Origin of the sequence: Sporosarcina newyorkensis, assembly GCF_900167515.1 — a bacterium.
Taxonomy (GTDB): Bacteria; Bacillota; Bacilli; order Bacillales_A; family Planococcaceae; genus Sporosarcina; species Sporosarcina newyorkensis.
In genome coordinates this window covers 30743-45909 of the sequence record NZ_FUYJ01000002.1, presented here as the reverse complement: position 1 = coordinate 45909, position 15167 = coordinate 30743, and the positions used below count along the sequence as shown (strand labels likewise).

Below are 15167 nucleotides of genomic sequence, written 5' to 3'. Positions count from 1 at the left end.
CCGGGGATTTCCGCTCCGGGTGGACGCTTTCCGCGGGGCGCGCGGTGAGCCGCTAATCCCGCAGGAGTCGCCACCCTCCGCTCCAATCCTTACTTTTTTTGGAAAATAATAAGCGTAGCTCATTGTAAATTTCTCATGAATTGATTACACATGCTGATGTTAATGACCAAAGTTCAAGAGCTTGATGGGATAGAGCATTTCTAATGAGCTTGTTGATATTAATATCACTTAACGCCCTCAAACTTAGATAAATGAGAGATGCCAGTTTTATACTCTGAAAATCAGCTTTCTTCTCAGATTTTAATAAACTAAAGAGAATTTGCTTTGTGTCTCTACACGCTAACTAAGGATTGGAGCGGAAGACGGTCGACTCCTGGGGGATCAGCGTGAGCCTTGAGACCCCGCAGGAGCAAAGCGAACGAGGGGGCTCAAGGCCACGTCCCCCCGGAAAGCGTACCGTCTGGAGCGCAAATCCCAGACCGTAACCCCCTTCCTCATCACTCTGACCAAGCGACACCTTAGCCCTCAGCCTCATTTATTCAAAAAACGCTAGTTCAATCTATCTATTTATTTATCTGAATGTTTCAAAATCTATAAAATCGGTTATAATTGGTAATATCGCGGGTATATTAACTAATAAGGAAGAGATGTTCCCCGAAAATATAAAAAGGAGTGATGAGCGATGAATTTGGAGAAGACGATTGAGTTTACGTGGCAAGACTTTGCACTTGGTTTAGGCGGATCGGGAATTTTCGTATTGGCGCTCCATTTCCTGACACTATGAGGATGCGGACGACAACGCTTCAGCCTACATAAAAACACCTCGGTTTTGACGCATGCGAGATGCGCTGTCAACTGAGGTGTTTTTTAAATGACATTTGTCAAATCATTCGCAGTCCTTCCATCAACTCCTTAAACAAGAGTCGGTTTTTCGTTTCGAGCGCATAATCTACCATACGTTCCCAATTTTCTTTCTCCAATTGCTCCACCAATCCCTCTGCTTCACGCATACCTTCTTCTTGTAGATGGCCGTCCACTTCCATCACTCCTTCGAGTATAGTCGACAAATGCATATGCAAATCGGAAACTAGCAATAATTGATAAAGTGGGATTCTAATGAACCGACGCCCTCGTTGAAAGACGAATACCTCTCCTAAGTTCTCAATTTGTAAGCTCCTTATATTGATGATAATCTCCTTACCTTCTGCCGGAACAAACTGGTATACTTCATCGTTTTTAATGATCGAGAAATACTGGTAGGCGAATACAAGGCGTAGATGGAACTCTTCCTTACTTGTAAAAAAAGGCTTGATCCGCTGAATGAGCAGCATGTTTTTCTCCCCCTTCATTATTAATTTGAATATTCCGATTACTATTAATGTATCATAAATAGAAGGGTTTTGTGAATGATATGTGTCCATAACCATCCAATATGTCAAGAGAATTTATCCAATGCTGTCATATTTAGATTTCCTGCCGTATTACTAACGTTTCAAGGTTAAAGCAAATGATTTTTGAACCGGTACATGAGAAATATTGTGCTTGGTCAGTTTGCGGGTGATTCTCTCACCGACGTCCACACACGACGGACTGTAAGAAAAGACAATTTGATTGTTCGCGTAATAAATCTCCACTTGATGAAATGTCATCTCACAAAATACCATGTCCTTTAAATAGTAGACTTTCCTGCGTACATCATGAGTCATTATTTCCGAACACTGTTCCACCATTCGGATTAAAGGTAATTCATTGAATTGTATCGTTTCTGAGCTGTTTAAATGGTACTGCAATTGAGGTATATGTAAAATCAATTGCATCTGCTCTATCGCCTCCACCTCCCTTCACATCTCATTTGTCTCAATATTCTCATAACAGTAGGTAAATGGCAAATTTTTAAGTATTTTGGCCCTCTTGCTGTCGAATGCAGTCGATCAAAGGTTGTTAGTATAAAAGTTCACCCGGAATCTCTTGATACCCTCTCAAGCAGTGGCAAAGAGAAGGGAAAAACGTTATAATAGGAGGAATGCTTTCTGAAGGAGTTGATTCGATGCAAATGACGATTGAACGGATTGCAAATTTGCACGAACGTGAAATTGAAGAGTTCATGAACCACATTAAACATACATTTCAGCCGTCTGTGCCGCAACAAGCGGAAATTGTTCGCAAGGCGGCTTCTCTTGTTCGAATGAACGCGATCGGAGCTTATCGCTATACAGAAAACGAGCAGTCGCTGATGGCCAATATTTCGGGTACGGAGTCCGAGTTTGCCCGGTTGTCTTTCCAGTCGATGGAGCCGTATTGCACGTGCTTGAACGACAGCTGGTGCGCGCATCAGATTGCAGTCGTCTTTCATTTGTATTCGCAGTTTCATTCGCTTTCGGATTGGTTGCATAGTTGGCGGCAATCTGATGTGCAGGCACAGCTTTCGATTGCGGAGCGTACGCCGGATGCATGGCTTTCGGCTTTGTCGTTGCTCGTGAAACCTCTTGCCCAGTTGGATCCGAAAGACGGTCCGACCGGATTTTTGCATTATGTTTCCAAAATTGAACAGCAGAAGACGCGGCTTTCTCCTTTTGAATGGGAATGGAAGCCGCTCTTTTCTCTATATTATCAGTTGACGGTGTTACGTGCGGCTTGGCCTTTTTTGAAGGGCGAGTTGGCTTCCAATGATTCGTATCACTATGGCAAGTGGCAGCTGACAATTTGGCTCAATGAGCAGATGTCCGAATTGAAGGCCAGTATCATTCAGCTCAGTTCGAAGTCCAAGCTTTTCGAGACAGATGCCTTCCATACGAAATTGAAGGATTTGATCCATTCATTCGCAGTTGAAGTGGAAGGGTTATTTTCCAAGCGTTTTGAAGCGTTTCGATTGGTCTATACTGAGCTCTATACTGATGAAGCAGAACTCACGGAAGCGCTCGGGCGGTTGGAAAATGAAACTGCAGCGGATGCACCGTTGTTCCGTGCATTCCTTTATTTGACGTCGGGTCGTTTTGACGAGCTTGATCGGGAATTGAATTCATTGGATCCGACCGCAGTGCCGCAATGGCTGGCGTTTGCGCTCTATGCGAAAGAAGACGAGGACTTCGATATTGTCCAGTCGATCATGCTGCAGCTTCTTCCCCATCTTGCGGGACATTATCAGCAATTGGCATCGCGCAATCGTGCGTCTTTTGCGGAAGAAATCGATCAGTTGCTTGCGCTTTCGGATGTGTCGGAAGAACAGCGCGATCAGTTATTTCAATCGTATGGGTCAGAAGCAGGACGAGCGTATGGACAATTTCTTTTTGAACGCGGTCGCTATGAAGAGTGGGCCGCGCTGATGCATTTGACGCGTGGCTCTGTCGACATGATCGATGGTTCACTGTTGAAAACGGCGCTGGCTGAAGATTCGCAAGCGGTGTTTCCGCTCATGCATGCAGAAGCACTGAAATTGGTAAAAGAGAAGAATCGCGATAGTTATCGCCGTGCCGTACGTTTATGGAAACAAATGAAGACAGCCGCCAAACGTGATGGCCGCAATGAATTTTGGAATCGTTACATCAATACAGTCCGCCAGCAATTTCCCCGCCTGCGTGCACTGATGGAAGAAATGGAGAAAGGAAACTTGCTGCTATGACCGATTCGAACATCTTGCAACTTGCCTTGGAATTAACTTTAAAAGAAGGACAGGACGGTGCGTTCCTCATCTGTGCGAATGTCGCAGGCGAATCGAAGATGATTGACGCGGATATGCTTGTGTCCTATCTGTTTTATTCAGATGAACCGACCATATACGGCATGCTCGTTCCGCAGCGTGACGGCTGGATAGAAGCGACGATCGATGAGTTGCTTCGATTGTTTTCTGCGACAGGACACCCATATGTCCAGTACGCAGGAGCAACAGATGCGGATAACGTGATTTTGGACGGAATCCGTGAGGCCGCGAAACTTTGGCAGGATCCGGCGTTGTTTTCACATATCGAGGCGTCAGCAGAAGGATTGTCGTTTGATATGGGACAGACTGGGCTGTCTGAGCAAGCTGGGCGCTATGTGTCGCTTGCGGTGCGCGGTCAGCTTGCTGCGCTTGGAGTGTCGATGGCGGATTTTCCGACCTTGCTTCCCCACTTCCAGCAATATGGATGGCCGAGTGGCGAGACGACAAAGTTGCCGTTTCGTGTGGCGTTGCGCTTGACGGAGCCTGATATCGATGAAACAGAATGGTTGCTTGAGACGGTGCTGATCAACGAGCGTGGGACACAGTGGGTACCAGCTGTCCGGAAAGTGTCGGCTTCGATTGAAGAGGCCTTGCCCGCAAAGCGCAAGCCGTATGCTAAGGATATTCAAGAGCGCCAAGCGGAGATGATCGGGATTTTTCGTTCGGTTGAGTTGCAGGCAGATGAGCAGTTCGTTCATGAGTTTTTAAACGATGCACAAGTTCGTGTGTTCATTCAGGAAGATTTGCCGCTTTGCCAGGCGTTTGATTATCCAGTGATTTTGCCGGCTTGGTTGAAGTCCGTAACGGAGACCAAGTTGAAAATCCGGACTTCTGCCGGGATGCAGTCGTATCGTTCGTCTGCTAGTCTCGATCAGGTGCTGTCGTTTGATTGGCAATTTTCACTGGCGGGCGAAAATATTGACCGGGAGCAGTTTCAGCGAATGGTTGATGAGAACCGCGAGTACATCCGCGCGGGAGATGAGTGGTTTCATTTGGACCCGGCTTGGCTGAAGCGCATTCGGGAGTTGATGGAGCAGGTGGATGACGGCGAGTGGACGGTGAAGGATTTGCTGTTCCATGAAGTGCCGGAAGAAATCGCACCGGTTTTTGATGAAGAAGATGAGGATGATCCGCTCGTTGCGTTTTCGATGCAGCAGTCGTTGCGCCAAGTGATGACGATGTTGCAGGAGAAGAAGGGACTGCCGGAAGTCGCGGTGCCGGGAGCATTGCAGGCGGAGCTGCGTCCATATCAGCAGGAAGGTTTCGAGTGGCTTCATTTCATGCGTGATAACCATTTCGGTGCAGTTTTGGCGGATGATATGGGGCTTGGGAAAACAGTTCAGCTCATTACGTACTTATTGTATGTGCACAATTTGCCCGAGACGGATTCGCCCTCCTTGATCATTTGTCCGACGAGCGTCATGGGCAACTGGCAGAAGGAATTGGAGCGATTTGCGCCTTCTTTGCGGGTACACGTTCATTACGGTGCGAATCGGTCTCGGGATGAGCAGTTCGAGTCGATTATCGCAAACCGTGAAGCCGATATTATTTTGACGACGTACGGTACTGCCACGCAGGACGGCGAGATGCTTTCAGCGTTTACATTCGCCAGCGTGACGATCGATGAAGCGCAAAACATCAAGAACTTGCAGACGAAGCAGTCGCGTGCGATTCGCAGATTGCATGGGCTTCATCATATCGCGTTGACAGGGACGCCGATCGAGAATCGTCTGTCCGAGCTGTGGGCCATTTTTGATTTCATTCACAAAGGATATTTAGGCAGCTTCCGTAAGTTCAGCGATGAATTCATCGTGCCGATTGAGCGGGATGACTTGGAGGCGGAGAAGCGGAAATTGCGCGCCCGCATTCAACCGTTCATGATGCGACGGACAAAGAATGATCCGGAGTTGCGCTTGAATTTGCCGGAGAAGTTGGAACAAAATGAGTATGTTCCACTCACAACGGAACAGGCGGCGCTATACGAGAGCTTTGTGGATGAGACGAAGTTCAAGCTTGAGACGTTAACTGGCTTTGAGCGCAAAGGCTTGATTTTGAAGATGCTCAGCCGACTGAAGCAGCTGTGTAATCATCCAGCGCTGTTCTTGAAAGAGCCGCAAGCTCCGGCAGCCGAATTGACGAAGCGTTCGAATAAAATGGCGCGGATCGTCTCGATGGCAGCGGAAATCGCGGCGAACGGCGAGCAATGTTTGATCTTTACGCAGTATATCGGCATGGGTCAAATGCTGCGTCAGTGTTTGTCAGAACTGCACGGAATCGATGTGCCGTTCTTGACGGGCAGTATGCCGAAAGGCCAGCGGGATGCATTGGTGGACGCGTTCCAGAACGGCGAGTTCCCAGTTTTCATTCTGTCGCTGAAGGCCGGTGGTACCGGATTGAACTTGACGCAGGCGAATCACGTGCTGCATGCGGATCGTTGGTGGAACCCGGCTGTCGAGAATCAGGCGACGGACCGTGCTTACCGGATCGGTCAGACCAAGTTTGTGCATGTTCATAAATTCGTGACGGTCGGAACGATTGAGGAGAAGATTGATCAGATGCTTGTGGAGAAAGCCGCTTTGTCTGCCGATTTAATTCATTCGAGTCAGTGGCTGACGGAGTTGAATGATCGGGAGTTGGAGGATCTTTTGACGTTTAATTGAGTTGGGGATGGCTTTTCAGAGGGCGGTTTAGTTCGGAGTGGCTCGAGAATGGTGCGGTTCGAACGGCGTTTGGTCCGGACCAGGATTGGTGCGGGGCGAGCGGTGTTTGGTTCGGTTCAGAACAAGATTGGTTCGGTCACGACAATGTTTCGCTCCCAACTAGTTGTGCCTCCAAAAGACCTGTATCGTATGTGGATACAGGTCTTTTCTGAGGTTTTATTTTCGATCGGCGGGTAGGAAAAAGGGGTTGGATCGAGTTGTTTCCAAGTAGTTCAGGCGTTCGTTCAAATTGGCGATGATGCGGATGAGTTGGCCTACCTGGTTTTCGAGGCGCTGGATGTCGTCCTGGTATTTCTTTTTGGAGATAGGCAGTTCGGTTGTGAATGACTGGGCTTTTTGCTTGGCTGCTGTTTGGTGGTGCGCTGGCATTCATGTCCACCTCCTTTCTGTCGTTCGAATGATATGTATTCCGCCAGCTCTGTTTTGGAAGTGGTCTCCAAACTGTTGAGCGGCGGATGATTTGGCGTAAATTGTATTCAGTCCCTTTGCTGAATATTTTCTTGGATATCAGGGGTCCCCTCCCCTTCATCCGGACTTTCTTAATACTGGCGAATATGCTTGTAGTGTCTCTCCATTTTTCTCTTTTCTCGTATTGCTCTTCAATTGTGTATTTCCCCATCTTCTCTTCAAGAATTGATCATTAGCGAAAAGTGTCCGGTATGGCGGCGTTTATGCCTCTACATCTCCCCCTTTCTTGAGATTGTTTAGTGAGTATTAGAAAATAGGTAGTGCCGAATCGCTTGCAGTGGTTTCGAAACGTGCGGGCTCTGCAGTTGAAGGCGTTTTCTTTTCTGCTGTGCTCGCCTTCGATGATTTTGATAGAAAACGGATGTCATCGCACACCACTTCGGTTACATAGACTTTGGTCCGATCTTCACACTCATAATTACGGGTCTGGATACTGCCGCTGACGCCTACGAGTGAACCTTTGCCGCAGTGATGGACGAGATTCTCGGCGGTCCTTCCCCAAACGGAGCATAAAACAAAATCCGTCAAGACTTCTCCGCTGGCGTTTTTAAAACTGCGGTTAATGGCGAGGAAGAATGTCGTATTGACTCGTCCTGATGTGTGTTTCTTGAGCACGAGGTCTTTGGTGATACGCCCTACTAAAGCCACTTGGTTCAAAGTTTGTCCCTCCCTTCATTGGATTGCCCCTATCGTATGACAGATGGAGTACTTCTGGCAAAGTAGCAAAAATGAATTTTGAGATTGTTTATGAGATCGTTTTTCAGTTTTCATTTAGCCATTTTTGAGAGGTTTAGCGGAGCGGTCAAGTTTTAAGCTGATTTGGTTTTAGGCATTATTGAATTTTCGAGTGTTCTGAAGTTTTTATGCTATACTGAGGGAAATTGTACCGAGGTGAGTCGAATGAAAACGTTTAAAATGCTGTCCGTGGAGGTAGTACAGGACGAAGGAGTGCTTCCATTTCCTTTATATGATGGAATTATCATCAACCAGGAAAACAGTCATCGTCTGTGGGTGCTGGAACTGTTTATTGATGAAAAATATAAAGACATAATGGAGCAATGGAAGGTCGAGAAAAAGGTGCTGACGGCTCGCGTGGTTATTTCGTATCCGGGAAATGAGCCTGCATCTTTCATTGTCGCGGTAGAGGATTGGAGGCAGATCGGTGACCGGATCTCAGTGTTGATGAAGGGCCGTCTGAAGCGCGCTCGTTCGAAGTATGCCGAGCATTTGCTGGAGGAATTACTGGAAGAAGGTTTTGAAGGTGATGAGCTGCTGGAGCAGTTTGAGACAGGAATGTGGGATCGGCCGAAGTTGAGGCGCGATCAGATACCGCCGGAAGATTGAATGTTGTGAGCCGTCACTTGGTTGTGGCGGTTTTTTGTGTATGTATGAGCGCAGGGAGTATGGTTATGAGCGCACATGAAGGCTTTATGAGCGTGGATAGCGGAGGTATGAGCGGCGGGGGCTACTTTATGAGCGCGGAAGGCGTTGGTATGAGCGACAAGGGCAAGTTTATGAGCGAGGAAGGCAAAGGAATACCATGTTATAAGCACATAAAAACGGCTCCTGCCATTAGCGGGAGCCGTTTTTGACAGCTGGCGTATTATCGGTTGTAATCTTTACGATCTTTATCGCGAATAACGCCGTCAGGAGCTGTGTCGTTGCCGTTCGTGTTCCCTTGGATGGTGTTGTCGTCACGCGCACCACGGTTGCCGTTTTCCCCGTCCAGGAGACCATCTTCCCCATCAAGGAGACCTTCTTCTCGGTTAAGATTATCTTCCAGAAGGTCATTGTTGTTGTTCTCCATGGAGCCTTCACGGTCGCGGTTCATGACGCCGCCATTGTCACGATTGTTGTCATCGAGACCATCAAGGTTCGGTCCCATGCGCTCATTGCCGTTCGGCGTACGGTTGTCTCGTTCCACGTCTTGCATCGGTGTTTCATTATTGTCTGGAAGAGCGCCGTTGTTCGTATTACATGCCGTTAGGACGAGTGCGGAAGCGAAGACTACAGGCAATGCTTTTTTGATCATAAAAAAGTTCCCTCCTTTTTTTACAAGCTGTCAATCATACATGGTGGTACGATCTTTGTTAGCTTGTGCGAAAAGAAGGGAACTATTCATTCAATTATTTACGCTGCTCCGCTCTTGCTTCCAATAAATTTTGGACGTACAGAGCTTCTGCTTTACAACCATATTCATAATGAGTGTTCAGCTGTTCTTGCAAGATTTCGATTTGAGCGATCTGCTCTTCAGAAGGCGGCTCGTTGAGGATTCGGATTAAAACTTCCTCCACTCGTTGTGCCAGTTCCTTATGAAATTGTGGATCTGCTTTGATCTCATCAGGAATTTTTTCATACCAAAGTGCTTTGGTTGTAATGTATTCCCGCCAATTTGCGTAAAATTGTTCTATGTCGTATTGATCTTCCGTCCAACCGATATCGCTCATATATTGCTCGAATGATTGCGAAATGGAACGGGTAATACTGCTTTTTATATTTGGAGAAAGCTTTTTAAACATGCTCTTTTGTAACCTCCCACTGTATGCCGTCGCCGGCAATCCAATGTTCATTGTATCAAATTTTCACTTCCGTGCAAACTGTAATTAACGTTCTTGTACAGGACCTAGTGCGAATGTGATTTCCGTTTCACACGCCACTTCGCCACCGACAGTTGCAATTGCTTTTCCTTTGCCGATTGATCCGCGAAAGCGAACGATCTCGACTTCCAAGCGCAGTGTGTCACCTGGTGTGACTTGGCGCTTGAATCGGCAGTTGTCAATACCTGCGAAGAATGCAAGGCGTCCTTTGTTCTCTTCTTGTTTTAGAAGAGCTACTGCGCCGACTTGCGCAAGTGCTTCAACGATGAGTACGCCGGGCATGACTGGATAGCCTGGGAAGTGGCCTTTGAAGAATTCTTCGTTGATCGTGACATTTTTCAATCCGACGGCACGTTTTCCTTCTTCAATTTCTTCAATGCGATCGACCAATAAAAATGGATAGCGATGCGGGATGATTTCTTGAATTTGTTGGGCTGTTAGCATTGGAAAATTCTCCTTTGTTCGAGTATGTCTCGTCAGCTATATTTTTATTCGTATCGGGACCAATTTAGAAGTACTGGCGCCGGGATTTACGCTGCGGGCGAAAGCTTTCCGCTCCAATTCCTAGATATCTTGTAATGAAAATTCAGTGCCTATATCCGAAAATCATTTCCCATTCATGATATCAAAAATATGTTTCCAGGTTTCTTTTTGGAAGACATCGCCTGCTGAGCCGTCTCCTACGACGCTGAAGCCTATGATTGCGCCCAAGATGGCGGCTATGGCTATTGAAACGAGTAGAATCAGTAGGCGCAGCCAGATCGGGAACATGCGGACTCGTACCCATTTTAGTTCGCCAACTGGAGTTTCCGGTTGTTCGCTTTGATCTTTGCGTGGCCATTTGGCTTTGATCCGTGTCCAGAAGTTTGCGTCCGATTCTGTCTGTTTTTTGTGTCGCTCTTTGCGTACGACAGGTGGATTGGCTTCAGATGCCTGCTTGGCGGATTCACTTGGCTGAGGTAGCTGCTTTTCAGTTGTCTGTTTTTCATCTGTCATAGTCAGTACTCCTAGTGCACGCTTAGCGGATGCCATTGATAAGACCTAGCATTTGATCGGCCAGCGTTACAGAACGCGCATTGAATTGATAGGCACGCTGCGTCGCAATCAAATCTGTCATTTCTTTTTCATAGTTGACGTTGGATGTCTCGAGTGCACGGTTCTGCAAGCCGATCTGACTGCGTGCTGCTCCTGTCATTTCTGTCAGTAAATCGTTAGCTTCGAGTCCAAGTCCCGCCATGTCTGCAGGTAATCCGAAGTTTGTGGCAGACAGCCGCACCATGGAATCCGGCTTTTCAAGTACTGTCACACCAAGTTCGAATGTCTGGTTGCCGCCTGGTTGGGTTATTTCGAGCAAGCCATTCGGATGGACATTGTAATTCGTTGCTTGACCGGAAAAGACGATCGGACGGCCTGCGCTATCCGCTACTGGAAGTCCTTCTTCGTTGACCAGCATGTTTTGTCCATTATCCATCGGCGATACATAAAAGTTCCCTTTACGCGAATAAATGATTTCTTCTCCGCCTTCAGTCGGTTGAATCAAATTAAAATATTGCTTTGGTTCCGTCAAGGCAAAGTCCAGCTGACGGTCCGTCACTTGAACGGATCCAACCTTCCAGTTCATTTGTATACTTCCGAGCATTGCACCGCTGCCGATGCGGATTCCGTCTTCCGAACGTCGATCTGCCCGGTCTGCTTTGTCATTGTTCATTTGCTGAAAAAGCAGTTCTTGAAATTTGGCATCGGATGATTTATAGCCATGTGTCGCCGTGTTGGCCAAGTTATTGCCGATTAAATCCAGGCGATGCTGTAGCTGGTTCATCGTATTGACAGCTGTTGTCATTGTGCGAATCATTAAAGGTGACTCCTCTCTTGCTTGGGGCATCTATATTCGGTGGTCATTAGTTCACGCGCCCGACTTCATTGACCGCTTTTTCCATACTGCGGTCGTAGGCTTGCAGAATTTTTTGATTGGCTTCGAATGCTCGATAGGCCGTCAGCATTTCCGTCATCGTACGGCCTGCGTCGACGTTAGAGCCTTCAATGAAACCTTGCTGTATCGAGTATGTGCCGCCCATCGGAAGAGGTTGTCCATCCGCAGTGGTGAACAGGCCGTTATCTCGCTTCGACAAAGTATCCGGTTCTGCAGCATATGCGATTCCCAGTGTTGCAGCTTGCGTATCGCCGGTGAATATGAAGCCTTCTTCCGAGATGCGGATGTCGTCATTCGGCAGTTCGATTCGATTGCCTGTCGCGTCTAGTACATAGAGTCCGGATGGATTCGTTAAGTAGCCTTCCGCATTGACGGTGAAATTACCGTTTCGTGTGTAGTATTGATCGCCATTTTCGCCTTCCAACGTAAAGAACACCGTACCCGCTACACCTGTCTCTTCATTGACATCCATCGGTCCGTCAATCAGTGCCACATCTGTCTTCAATTCCGTATCCCTTAGCTGTCCTTGGGCAAACAAAGGCAAGGTCTCCTGCATATAGACACCTGTCGACAGTCCTCCGACCGGGTTCAGTCCTTTGAAACTCAAACCCTTTTCCGTCGGCACACGCGCCGCATCGAGACGAGACATGAACATTTCGGGAAATGCCCGAATTGTCGACTGCTCCGCTTTGTAGCCAGGTGTATTGGCGTTAGCCATATTATTCGCCAACATTTCCGTCCGACGCTGCTGGGCGATCATGCCCGATCCTACTGTGTAAAAGCCACGAAACATTTTATTTCACTCCTTTTCTTTCCGTACCTAAATTCATTCAGTCTAACCTAAATGAAACGATCTTTTTATTATACACTATTTTTTCACTCCATGCCGCTTCAACGCGTGCGTGCTGGTGACTTTCCGATCGTTTCAAGCAGGACACCCGTCCCAATTGCGACACAATTTAAAGGATGTTCCGAAACAAATACAGGCACTTTTAGCTCTTCTGCAAGCAATAAGTCAATACCATGCAGCATTGCGCCCCCGCCTGTCAAGAATACGCCGAGATCGATAATGTCCGCGGAAAGTTCAGGTGGTGTCTTTTCTAGTACGTTTTTGGCTGCCTGCACGATCATGCTCACCGATTCATGAAGCGCTTGATTGATTTCTTCAGATGTGACTGTCAACGTTCTCGGTAATCCCGACACCATGTCACGACCGCGGATATCGATTGTGCTCGATTTCGCTTTGCTGAGGAACACGGTACCTACTTCTTTTTTCACTTGTTCGGCAGTTCGGTCACCGATCAGTAATTTATGTTGTTTTTTAATGTGCTGGATAATGTCGTGATCGAATTGATCGCCCGCGACATTGATAGATTCCGATGTCACGATATCGCCCATCGAAAGAACCGCGACATCTGTTGTGCCCCCGCCAATATCGATGACCATATTACCTGTTGGCTGGAAGATATCCATACCCGCTCCGATCGCTGCGACTTTTGGCTCTTCTTCTAAGAACACTTGCTTGCCGCCCGCTTTTTCTGCTGCTTGCCGAATGGCTTTTTGTTCGACACTTGTAATATTAGTTGGGCAGCAAATTAAAATACGCGGCTTGGACAAGAAGCCTTTGACGTTTAATTTATTGATGAAATGTGTCAGCATTGCTTCTGTCACGTCAAAATCTGCAATGACCCCATCTTTCATTGGACGTACGACGACGATGTTCCCCGGCGTCCGTCCGACCATCTGGTACGCCTCATCTCCGACAGCCAATACTTTTTTCGACTGTTTCTCAATGGCTACAATCGCGGGTTCGTTAATAACGATCCCTTTCCCCTTCACATGAATCAATAAGTTGGCTGTTCCCAGGTCAATCCCTATATCTTTCGAAAACATCGCTGCCGCTTCCCCTTCCACCCTGTTTATATGTAGTCTCTAACTATTAATTGTATCATATTTCCTATTTAATTTGCATAGTTCGTTTAGATTTTTACCTTGATTGTCGAATTTTAGGGGATTTGGTTTGTTTGTATAAGCGCGTGACGGGTGGTTATGAGCGTGGAGAGATACTTTATGAGCGCGATGCCTGGGTGTATGATCGCAGATAGACGCTTTATGAGCACAAAGGCTGGGCGTATGAGCGCGGATAGATGCTCTATGAGCGCAATGGCTGGGTGTATGAGCGAGGCAGTTGCCAATTAAAAATGCCTGCAGCCAACTTCTGCGGCTGCAGGCGCTACTATTTTATTCGCTCATTTAAATGCGGTAGTGGCTTTGATGGCTTTTTGCCAACCTTTGTACAGTTCTTCTCGCTGACTGTCTTCCATCTCCGGATTGAATGGACGGTCTAGGCGCCAGTGGGTTGCGATTTCTTTGCTATCTTTCCAAAAGCCTACTGCTAGGCCTGCTAGATAAGCGGCGCCGAGTGCAGTTGTTTCATTGACTGTTGAACGTTCGACAGGTACATTCAGCAGATCTGCTTGGAATTGCATGAGGAAGTCGTTGGCAACGGCTCCGCCATCGACCCTCAATGTTTTCAATGAAATTCCTGAATCTGCTTCCATTGCATCGAGTACGTCTTTTGTTTGGTAGGCAAGCGATTCGAGTGTTGCACGGACGAAATGTTCTTTCGTCGTGCCGCGGGTCAAGCCGAAGACTGCTCCTTTGACGTCGCTGTCCCAGTATGGTGTGCCTAGTCCTACAAAAGCTGGCACGACGTAGACGCCTTCCGTAGAGTCCACTCGATTGGCATACATCTCACTTTCTGCTGATTTGCGGAACATGCGCAGGCCATCGCGCAGCCACTGGATGGCGGAGCCTGCGACGAAGATGCTTCCTTCCAGAGCATATTCCACCTTGCCGTCGATGCCCCAAGCAATCGTTGTCAGCAATCCATGGTCGGATGTGACAGCCTTATCGCCGGTATTCATGAGCATGAAGCAGCCTGTTCCATAGGTATTCTTCACCATGCCGCTTTCAAAGCATGCTTGGCCGAATAGCGCGGCTTGCTGGTCTCCCGCTATTCCTGCAATCGGTGCTTCGTAACCGAAGAAATGGGCTGCATCGGTGTGCGTATAGATTTCGGAAGACTGACGAACCTCAGGAAGCATGGAAGCCGGCACATCTAAGATCGACAGCAGCTCTTCATCCCACTTAAGTTCGTGGATATTGTACATCAATGTCCTGGAGGCGTTCGAATAGTCGGTCACATGGGCTTTGCCGCCGGAGAGCTTCCAAATGATCCACGTATCGATCGTGCCGAACAGCAAGTCGCCATTCTCCGCTCGTTCCCGCGCGCCTTTGACGTTGTCAAGAATCCATTTCACTTTCGTTCCTGAGAAGTACGCATCGACAAGCAAACCGGTTTTATTGCGGAACAGTTCATTGTAACCGTTTTCTTTCAACTCTTCACAAATATCCAAAGTTTGACGTGATTGCCAGACAATCGCATTGTACACAGGATTTCCAGTATGCTTATCCCACACGACAGTTGTTTCGCGTTGATTGGTAATACCGATTGCTTCAATCTGCGTAGCTGTAATGTTTTTCTCGGAGATCACTGCTGCAATGACAGATAATATCGAGCTCCAAATTTCATCTGCATTGTGTTCGACCCAACCGGATTTGGGAAAGTACTGCGTGAATTCTTGCTGTGCAGTATGATAGATCTCGCCTTTTGAATCAAATAAAATAGCCCGTGAACTCGTAGTTCCTTGGTCGAGTGCCAGTATATATTTTTCTGTCATCTTCAATTCCTC

16 protein-coding genes are annotated in these 15167 nt (G+C 47.5%); 4 read left to right on the top strand and 12 right to left on the bottom strand.

Going from position 1 to position 15167, the window contains the following annotated elements; genetic code table 11:
- Positions 1 to 881 precede the first annotated feature (881 nt).
- Positions 882 to 1331, bottom strand: coding sequence for a transcriptional regulator (locus tag B5D59_RS04610; RefSeq protein WP_078817050.1), 450 nt, complete (start codon positions 1329 to 1331; stop codon positions 882 to 884).
- Positions 1332 to 1484: 153 nt separating this feature from the next.
- Positions 1485 to 1817 carry a hypothetical protein gene (locus tag B5D59_RS04605; protein WP_078817049.1) on the bottom strand — a complete coding sequence of 111 codons (333 nt, stop codon included), beginning with the start codon at positions 1815 to 1817 and terminating at the stop codon, positions 1485 to 1487.
- A gap of 230 nt (positions 1818 to 2047) precedes the next feature.
- Between B5D59_RS04605 and B5D59_RS04600 the strand changes: the two genes are divergently transcribed.
- Together B5D59_RS04600 and B5D59_RS04595 are read left to right on the top strand one after the other, a co-directional pair.
- Complete coding sequence (locus B5D59_RS04600; RefSeq protein ID WP_176132500.1) at positions 2048 to 3619, top strand: hypothetical protein; 1572 nt, start codon at positions 2048 to 2050, stop codon at positions 3617 to 3619.
- Complete coding sequence (locus B5D59_RS04595; RefSeq protein WP_078817047.1) at positions 3616 to 6357, top strand: DEAD/DEAH box helicase; 2742 nt, start codon at positions 3616 to 3618, stop codon at positions 6355 to 6357. The genes B5D59_RS04600 and B5D59_RS04595 overlap by 4 nt, the downstream gene beginning before the upstream one ends.
- 216 nt (positions 6358 to 6573) lie before the next feature.
- Here B5D59_RS04595 and B5D59_RS04585 read toward each other — a convergent pair whose 3' ends face one another.
- The gene (locus B5D59_RS04585) at positions 6574 to 6786 is read right to left on the bottom strand and encodes a hypothetical protein (protein WP_078817045.1); all 213 of its coding nucleotides are present in this window, start codon (positions 6784 to 6786) and stop codon (positions 6574 to 6576) included.
- 345 nt (positions 6787 to 7131) lie between these two features.
- Positions 7132 to 7533 carry a single-stranded DNA-binding protein gene (locus tag B5D59_RS04580; RefSeq protein WP_281250649.1) on the bottom strand — a complete coding sequence of 134 codons (402 nt, stop codon included), beginning with the start codon at positions 7531 to 7533 and terminating at the stop codon, positions 7132 to 7134.
- A 252-nt stretch (positions 7534 to 7785) separates the two neighbouring features.
- Here B5D59_RS04580 and B5D59_RS04575 point away from each other — a divergent pair, with 252 nt between their 5' ends.
- Both B5D59_RS04575 and B5D59_RS04570 read left to right on the top strand, forming a co-directional pair.
- Positions 7786 to 8229 carry a YwpF family protein gene (locus B5D59_RS04575; RefSeq protein ID WP_078817043.1) on the top strand — a complete coding sequence of 148 codons (444 nt, stop codon included), beginning with the start codon at positions 7786 to 7788 and terminating at the stop codon, positions 8227 to 8229.
- A gap of 65 nt (positions 8230 to 8294) precedes the next feature.
- Positions 8295 to 8477, top strand: coding sequence for a hypothetical protein (locus tag B5D59_RS04570; protein ID WP_078817042.1), 183 nt, complete (start codon positions 8295 to 8297; stop codon positions 8475 to 8477).
- An 11-nt stretch (positions 8478 to 8488) separates the two neighbouring features.
- Here the strand turns inward: B5D59_RS04570 and B5D59_RS04565 are convergent, their stop codons facing one another.
- The 8 genes from B5D59_RS04565 to glpK form a co-directional block, all read right to left on the bottom strand.
- Positions 8489 to 8902 carry a hypothetical protein gene (locus B5D59_RS04565; protein ID WP_139365945.1) on the bottom strand — a complete coding sequence of 138 codons (414 nt, stop codon included), beginning with the start codon at positions 8900 to 8902 and terminating at the stop codon, positions 8489 to 8491.
- 109 nt (positions 8903 to 9011) lie between these two features.
- Entirely contained in the window at positions 9012 to 9404 is a 393-nt protein-coding gene (locus B5D59_RS04560; protein WP_040758490.1) for a hypothetical protein, read from the bottom strand.
- An 84-nt stretch (positions 9405 to 9488) separates the two neighbouring features.
- Entirely contained in the window at positions 9489 to 9926 is a 438-nt protein-coding gene (gene fabZ, locus B5D59_RS04555) for a 3-hydroxyacyl-ACP dehydratase FabZ (RefSeq protein WP_078817039.1), read from the bottom strand.
- 162 nt (positions 9927 to 10088) lie between these two features.
- Positions 10089 to 10478 carry a DNA-directed RNA polymerase subunit beta gene (locus B5D59_RS04550; protein ID WP_078817038.1) on the bottom strand — a complete coding sequence of 130 codons (390 nt, stop codon included), beginning with the start codon at positions 10476 to 10478 and terminating at the stop codon, positions 10089 to 10091.
- Positions 10479 to 10500: 22 nt separating this feature from the next.
- Positions 10501 to 11334 (bottom strand): flagellar hook-basal body protein, encoded by an 834-nt coding sequence (locus B5D59_RS04545; protein WP_078817037.1) that lies wholly within the window; start codon positions 11332 to 11334, stop codon positions 10501 to 10503.
- 46 nt (positions 11335 to 11380) lie between these two features.
- Positions 11381 to 12205 carry a flagellar hook-basal body protein gene (locus tag B5D59_RS04540; protein ID WP_078817036.1) on the bottom strand — a complete coding sequence of 275 codons (825 nt, stop codon included), beginning with the start codon at positions 12203 to 12205 and terminating at the stop codon, positions 11381 to 11383.
- Between the two features lie 98 nt (positions 12206 to 12303).
- The gene (gene mreB / locus B5D59_RS04535) at positions 12304 to 13305 is read right to left on the bottom strand and encodes a rod shape-determining protein (RefSeq protein ID WP_040758497.1); all 1002 of its coding nucleotides are present in this window, start codon (positions 13303 to 13305) and stop codon (positions 12304 to 12306) included.
- Between the two features lie 356 nt (positions 13306 to 13661).
- Positions 13662 to 15155 (bottom strand): glycerol kinase GlpK, encoded by a 1494-nt coding sequence (gene glpK / locus B5D59_RS04530; protein ID WP_078817035.1) that lies wholly within the window; start codon positions 15153 to 15155, stop codon positions 13662 to 13664.
- Between the last annotated feature and the right edge of the window lie 12 nt (positions 15156 to 15167).

Coding starts and splice junctions, on each gene's coding strand:
- B5D59_RS04610 (WP_078817050.1), bottom strand. CDS start 1,331: ATGCTGCTCATTCAGCGGATCAAGCCTTTTTTTACAAGTAAGGAAGAG.
- B5D59_RS04605 (WP_078817049.1), bottom strand. CDS start 1,817: ATGCAATTGATTTTACATATACCTCAATTGCAGTACCATTTAAACAGC.
- B5D59_RS04600 (WP_176132500.1), top strand. CDS start 2,048: ATGCAAATGACGATTGAACGGATTGCAAATTTGCACGAACGTGAAATT.
- B5D59_RS04595 (WP_078817047.1), top strand. CDS start 3,616: ATGACCGATTCGAACATCTTGCAACTTGCCTTGGAATTAACTTTAAAA.
- B5D59_RS04585 (WP_078817045.1), bottom strand. CDS start 6,786: ATGCCAGCGCACCACCAAACAGCAGCCAAGCAAAAAGCCCAGTCATTC.
- B5D59_RS04575 (WP_078817043.1), top strand. CDS start 7,786: ATGAAAACGTTTAAAATGCTGTCCGTGGAGGTAGTACAGGACGAAGGA.
- B5D59_RS04570 (WP_078817042.1), top strand. CDS start 8,295: ATGAGCGCACATGAAGGCTTTATGAGCGTGGATAGCGGAGGTATGAGC.
- B5D59_RS04560 (WP_040758490.1), bottom strand. CDS start 9,404: ATGTTTAAAAAGCTTTCTCCAAATATAAAAAGCAGTATTACCCGTTCC.
- fabZ (WP_078817039.1), bottom strand. CDS start 9,926: ATGCTAACAGCCCAACAAATTCAAGAAATCATCCCGCATCGCTATCCA.
- B5D59_RS04550 (WP_078817038.1), bottom strand. CDS start 10,478: ATGACAGATGAAAAACAGACAACTGAAAAGCAGCTACCTCAGCCAAGT.
- B5D59_RS04545 (WP_078817037.1), bottom strand. CDS start 11,334: ATGATTCGCACAATGACAACAGCTGTCAATACGATGAACCAGCTACAG.
- B5D59_RS04540 (WP_078817036.1), bottom strand. CDS start 12,205: ATGTTTCGTGGCTTTTACACAGTAGGATCGGGCATGATCGCCCAGCAG.
- mreB (WP_040758497.1), bottom strand. CDS start 13,305: ATGTTTTCGAAAGATATAGGGATTGACCTGGGAACAGCCAACTTATTG.
- glpK (WP_078817035.1), bottom strand. CDS start 15,155: ATGACAGAAAAATATATACTGGCACTCGACCAAGGAACTACGAGTTCA.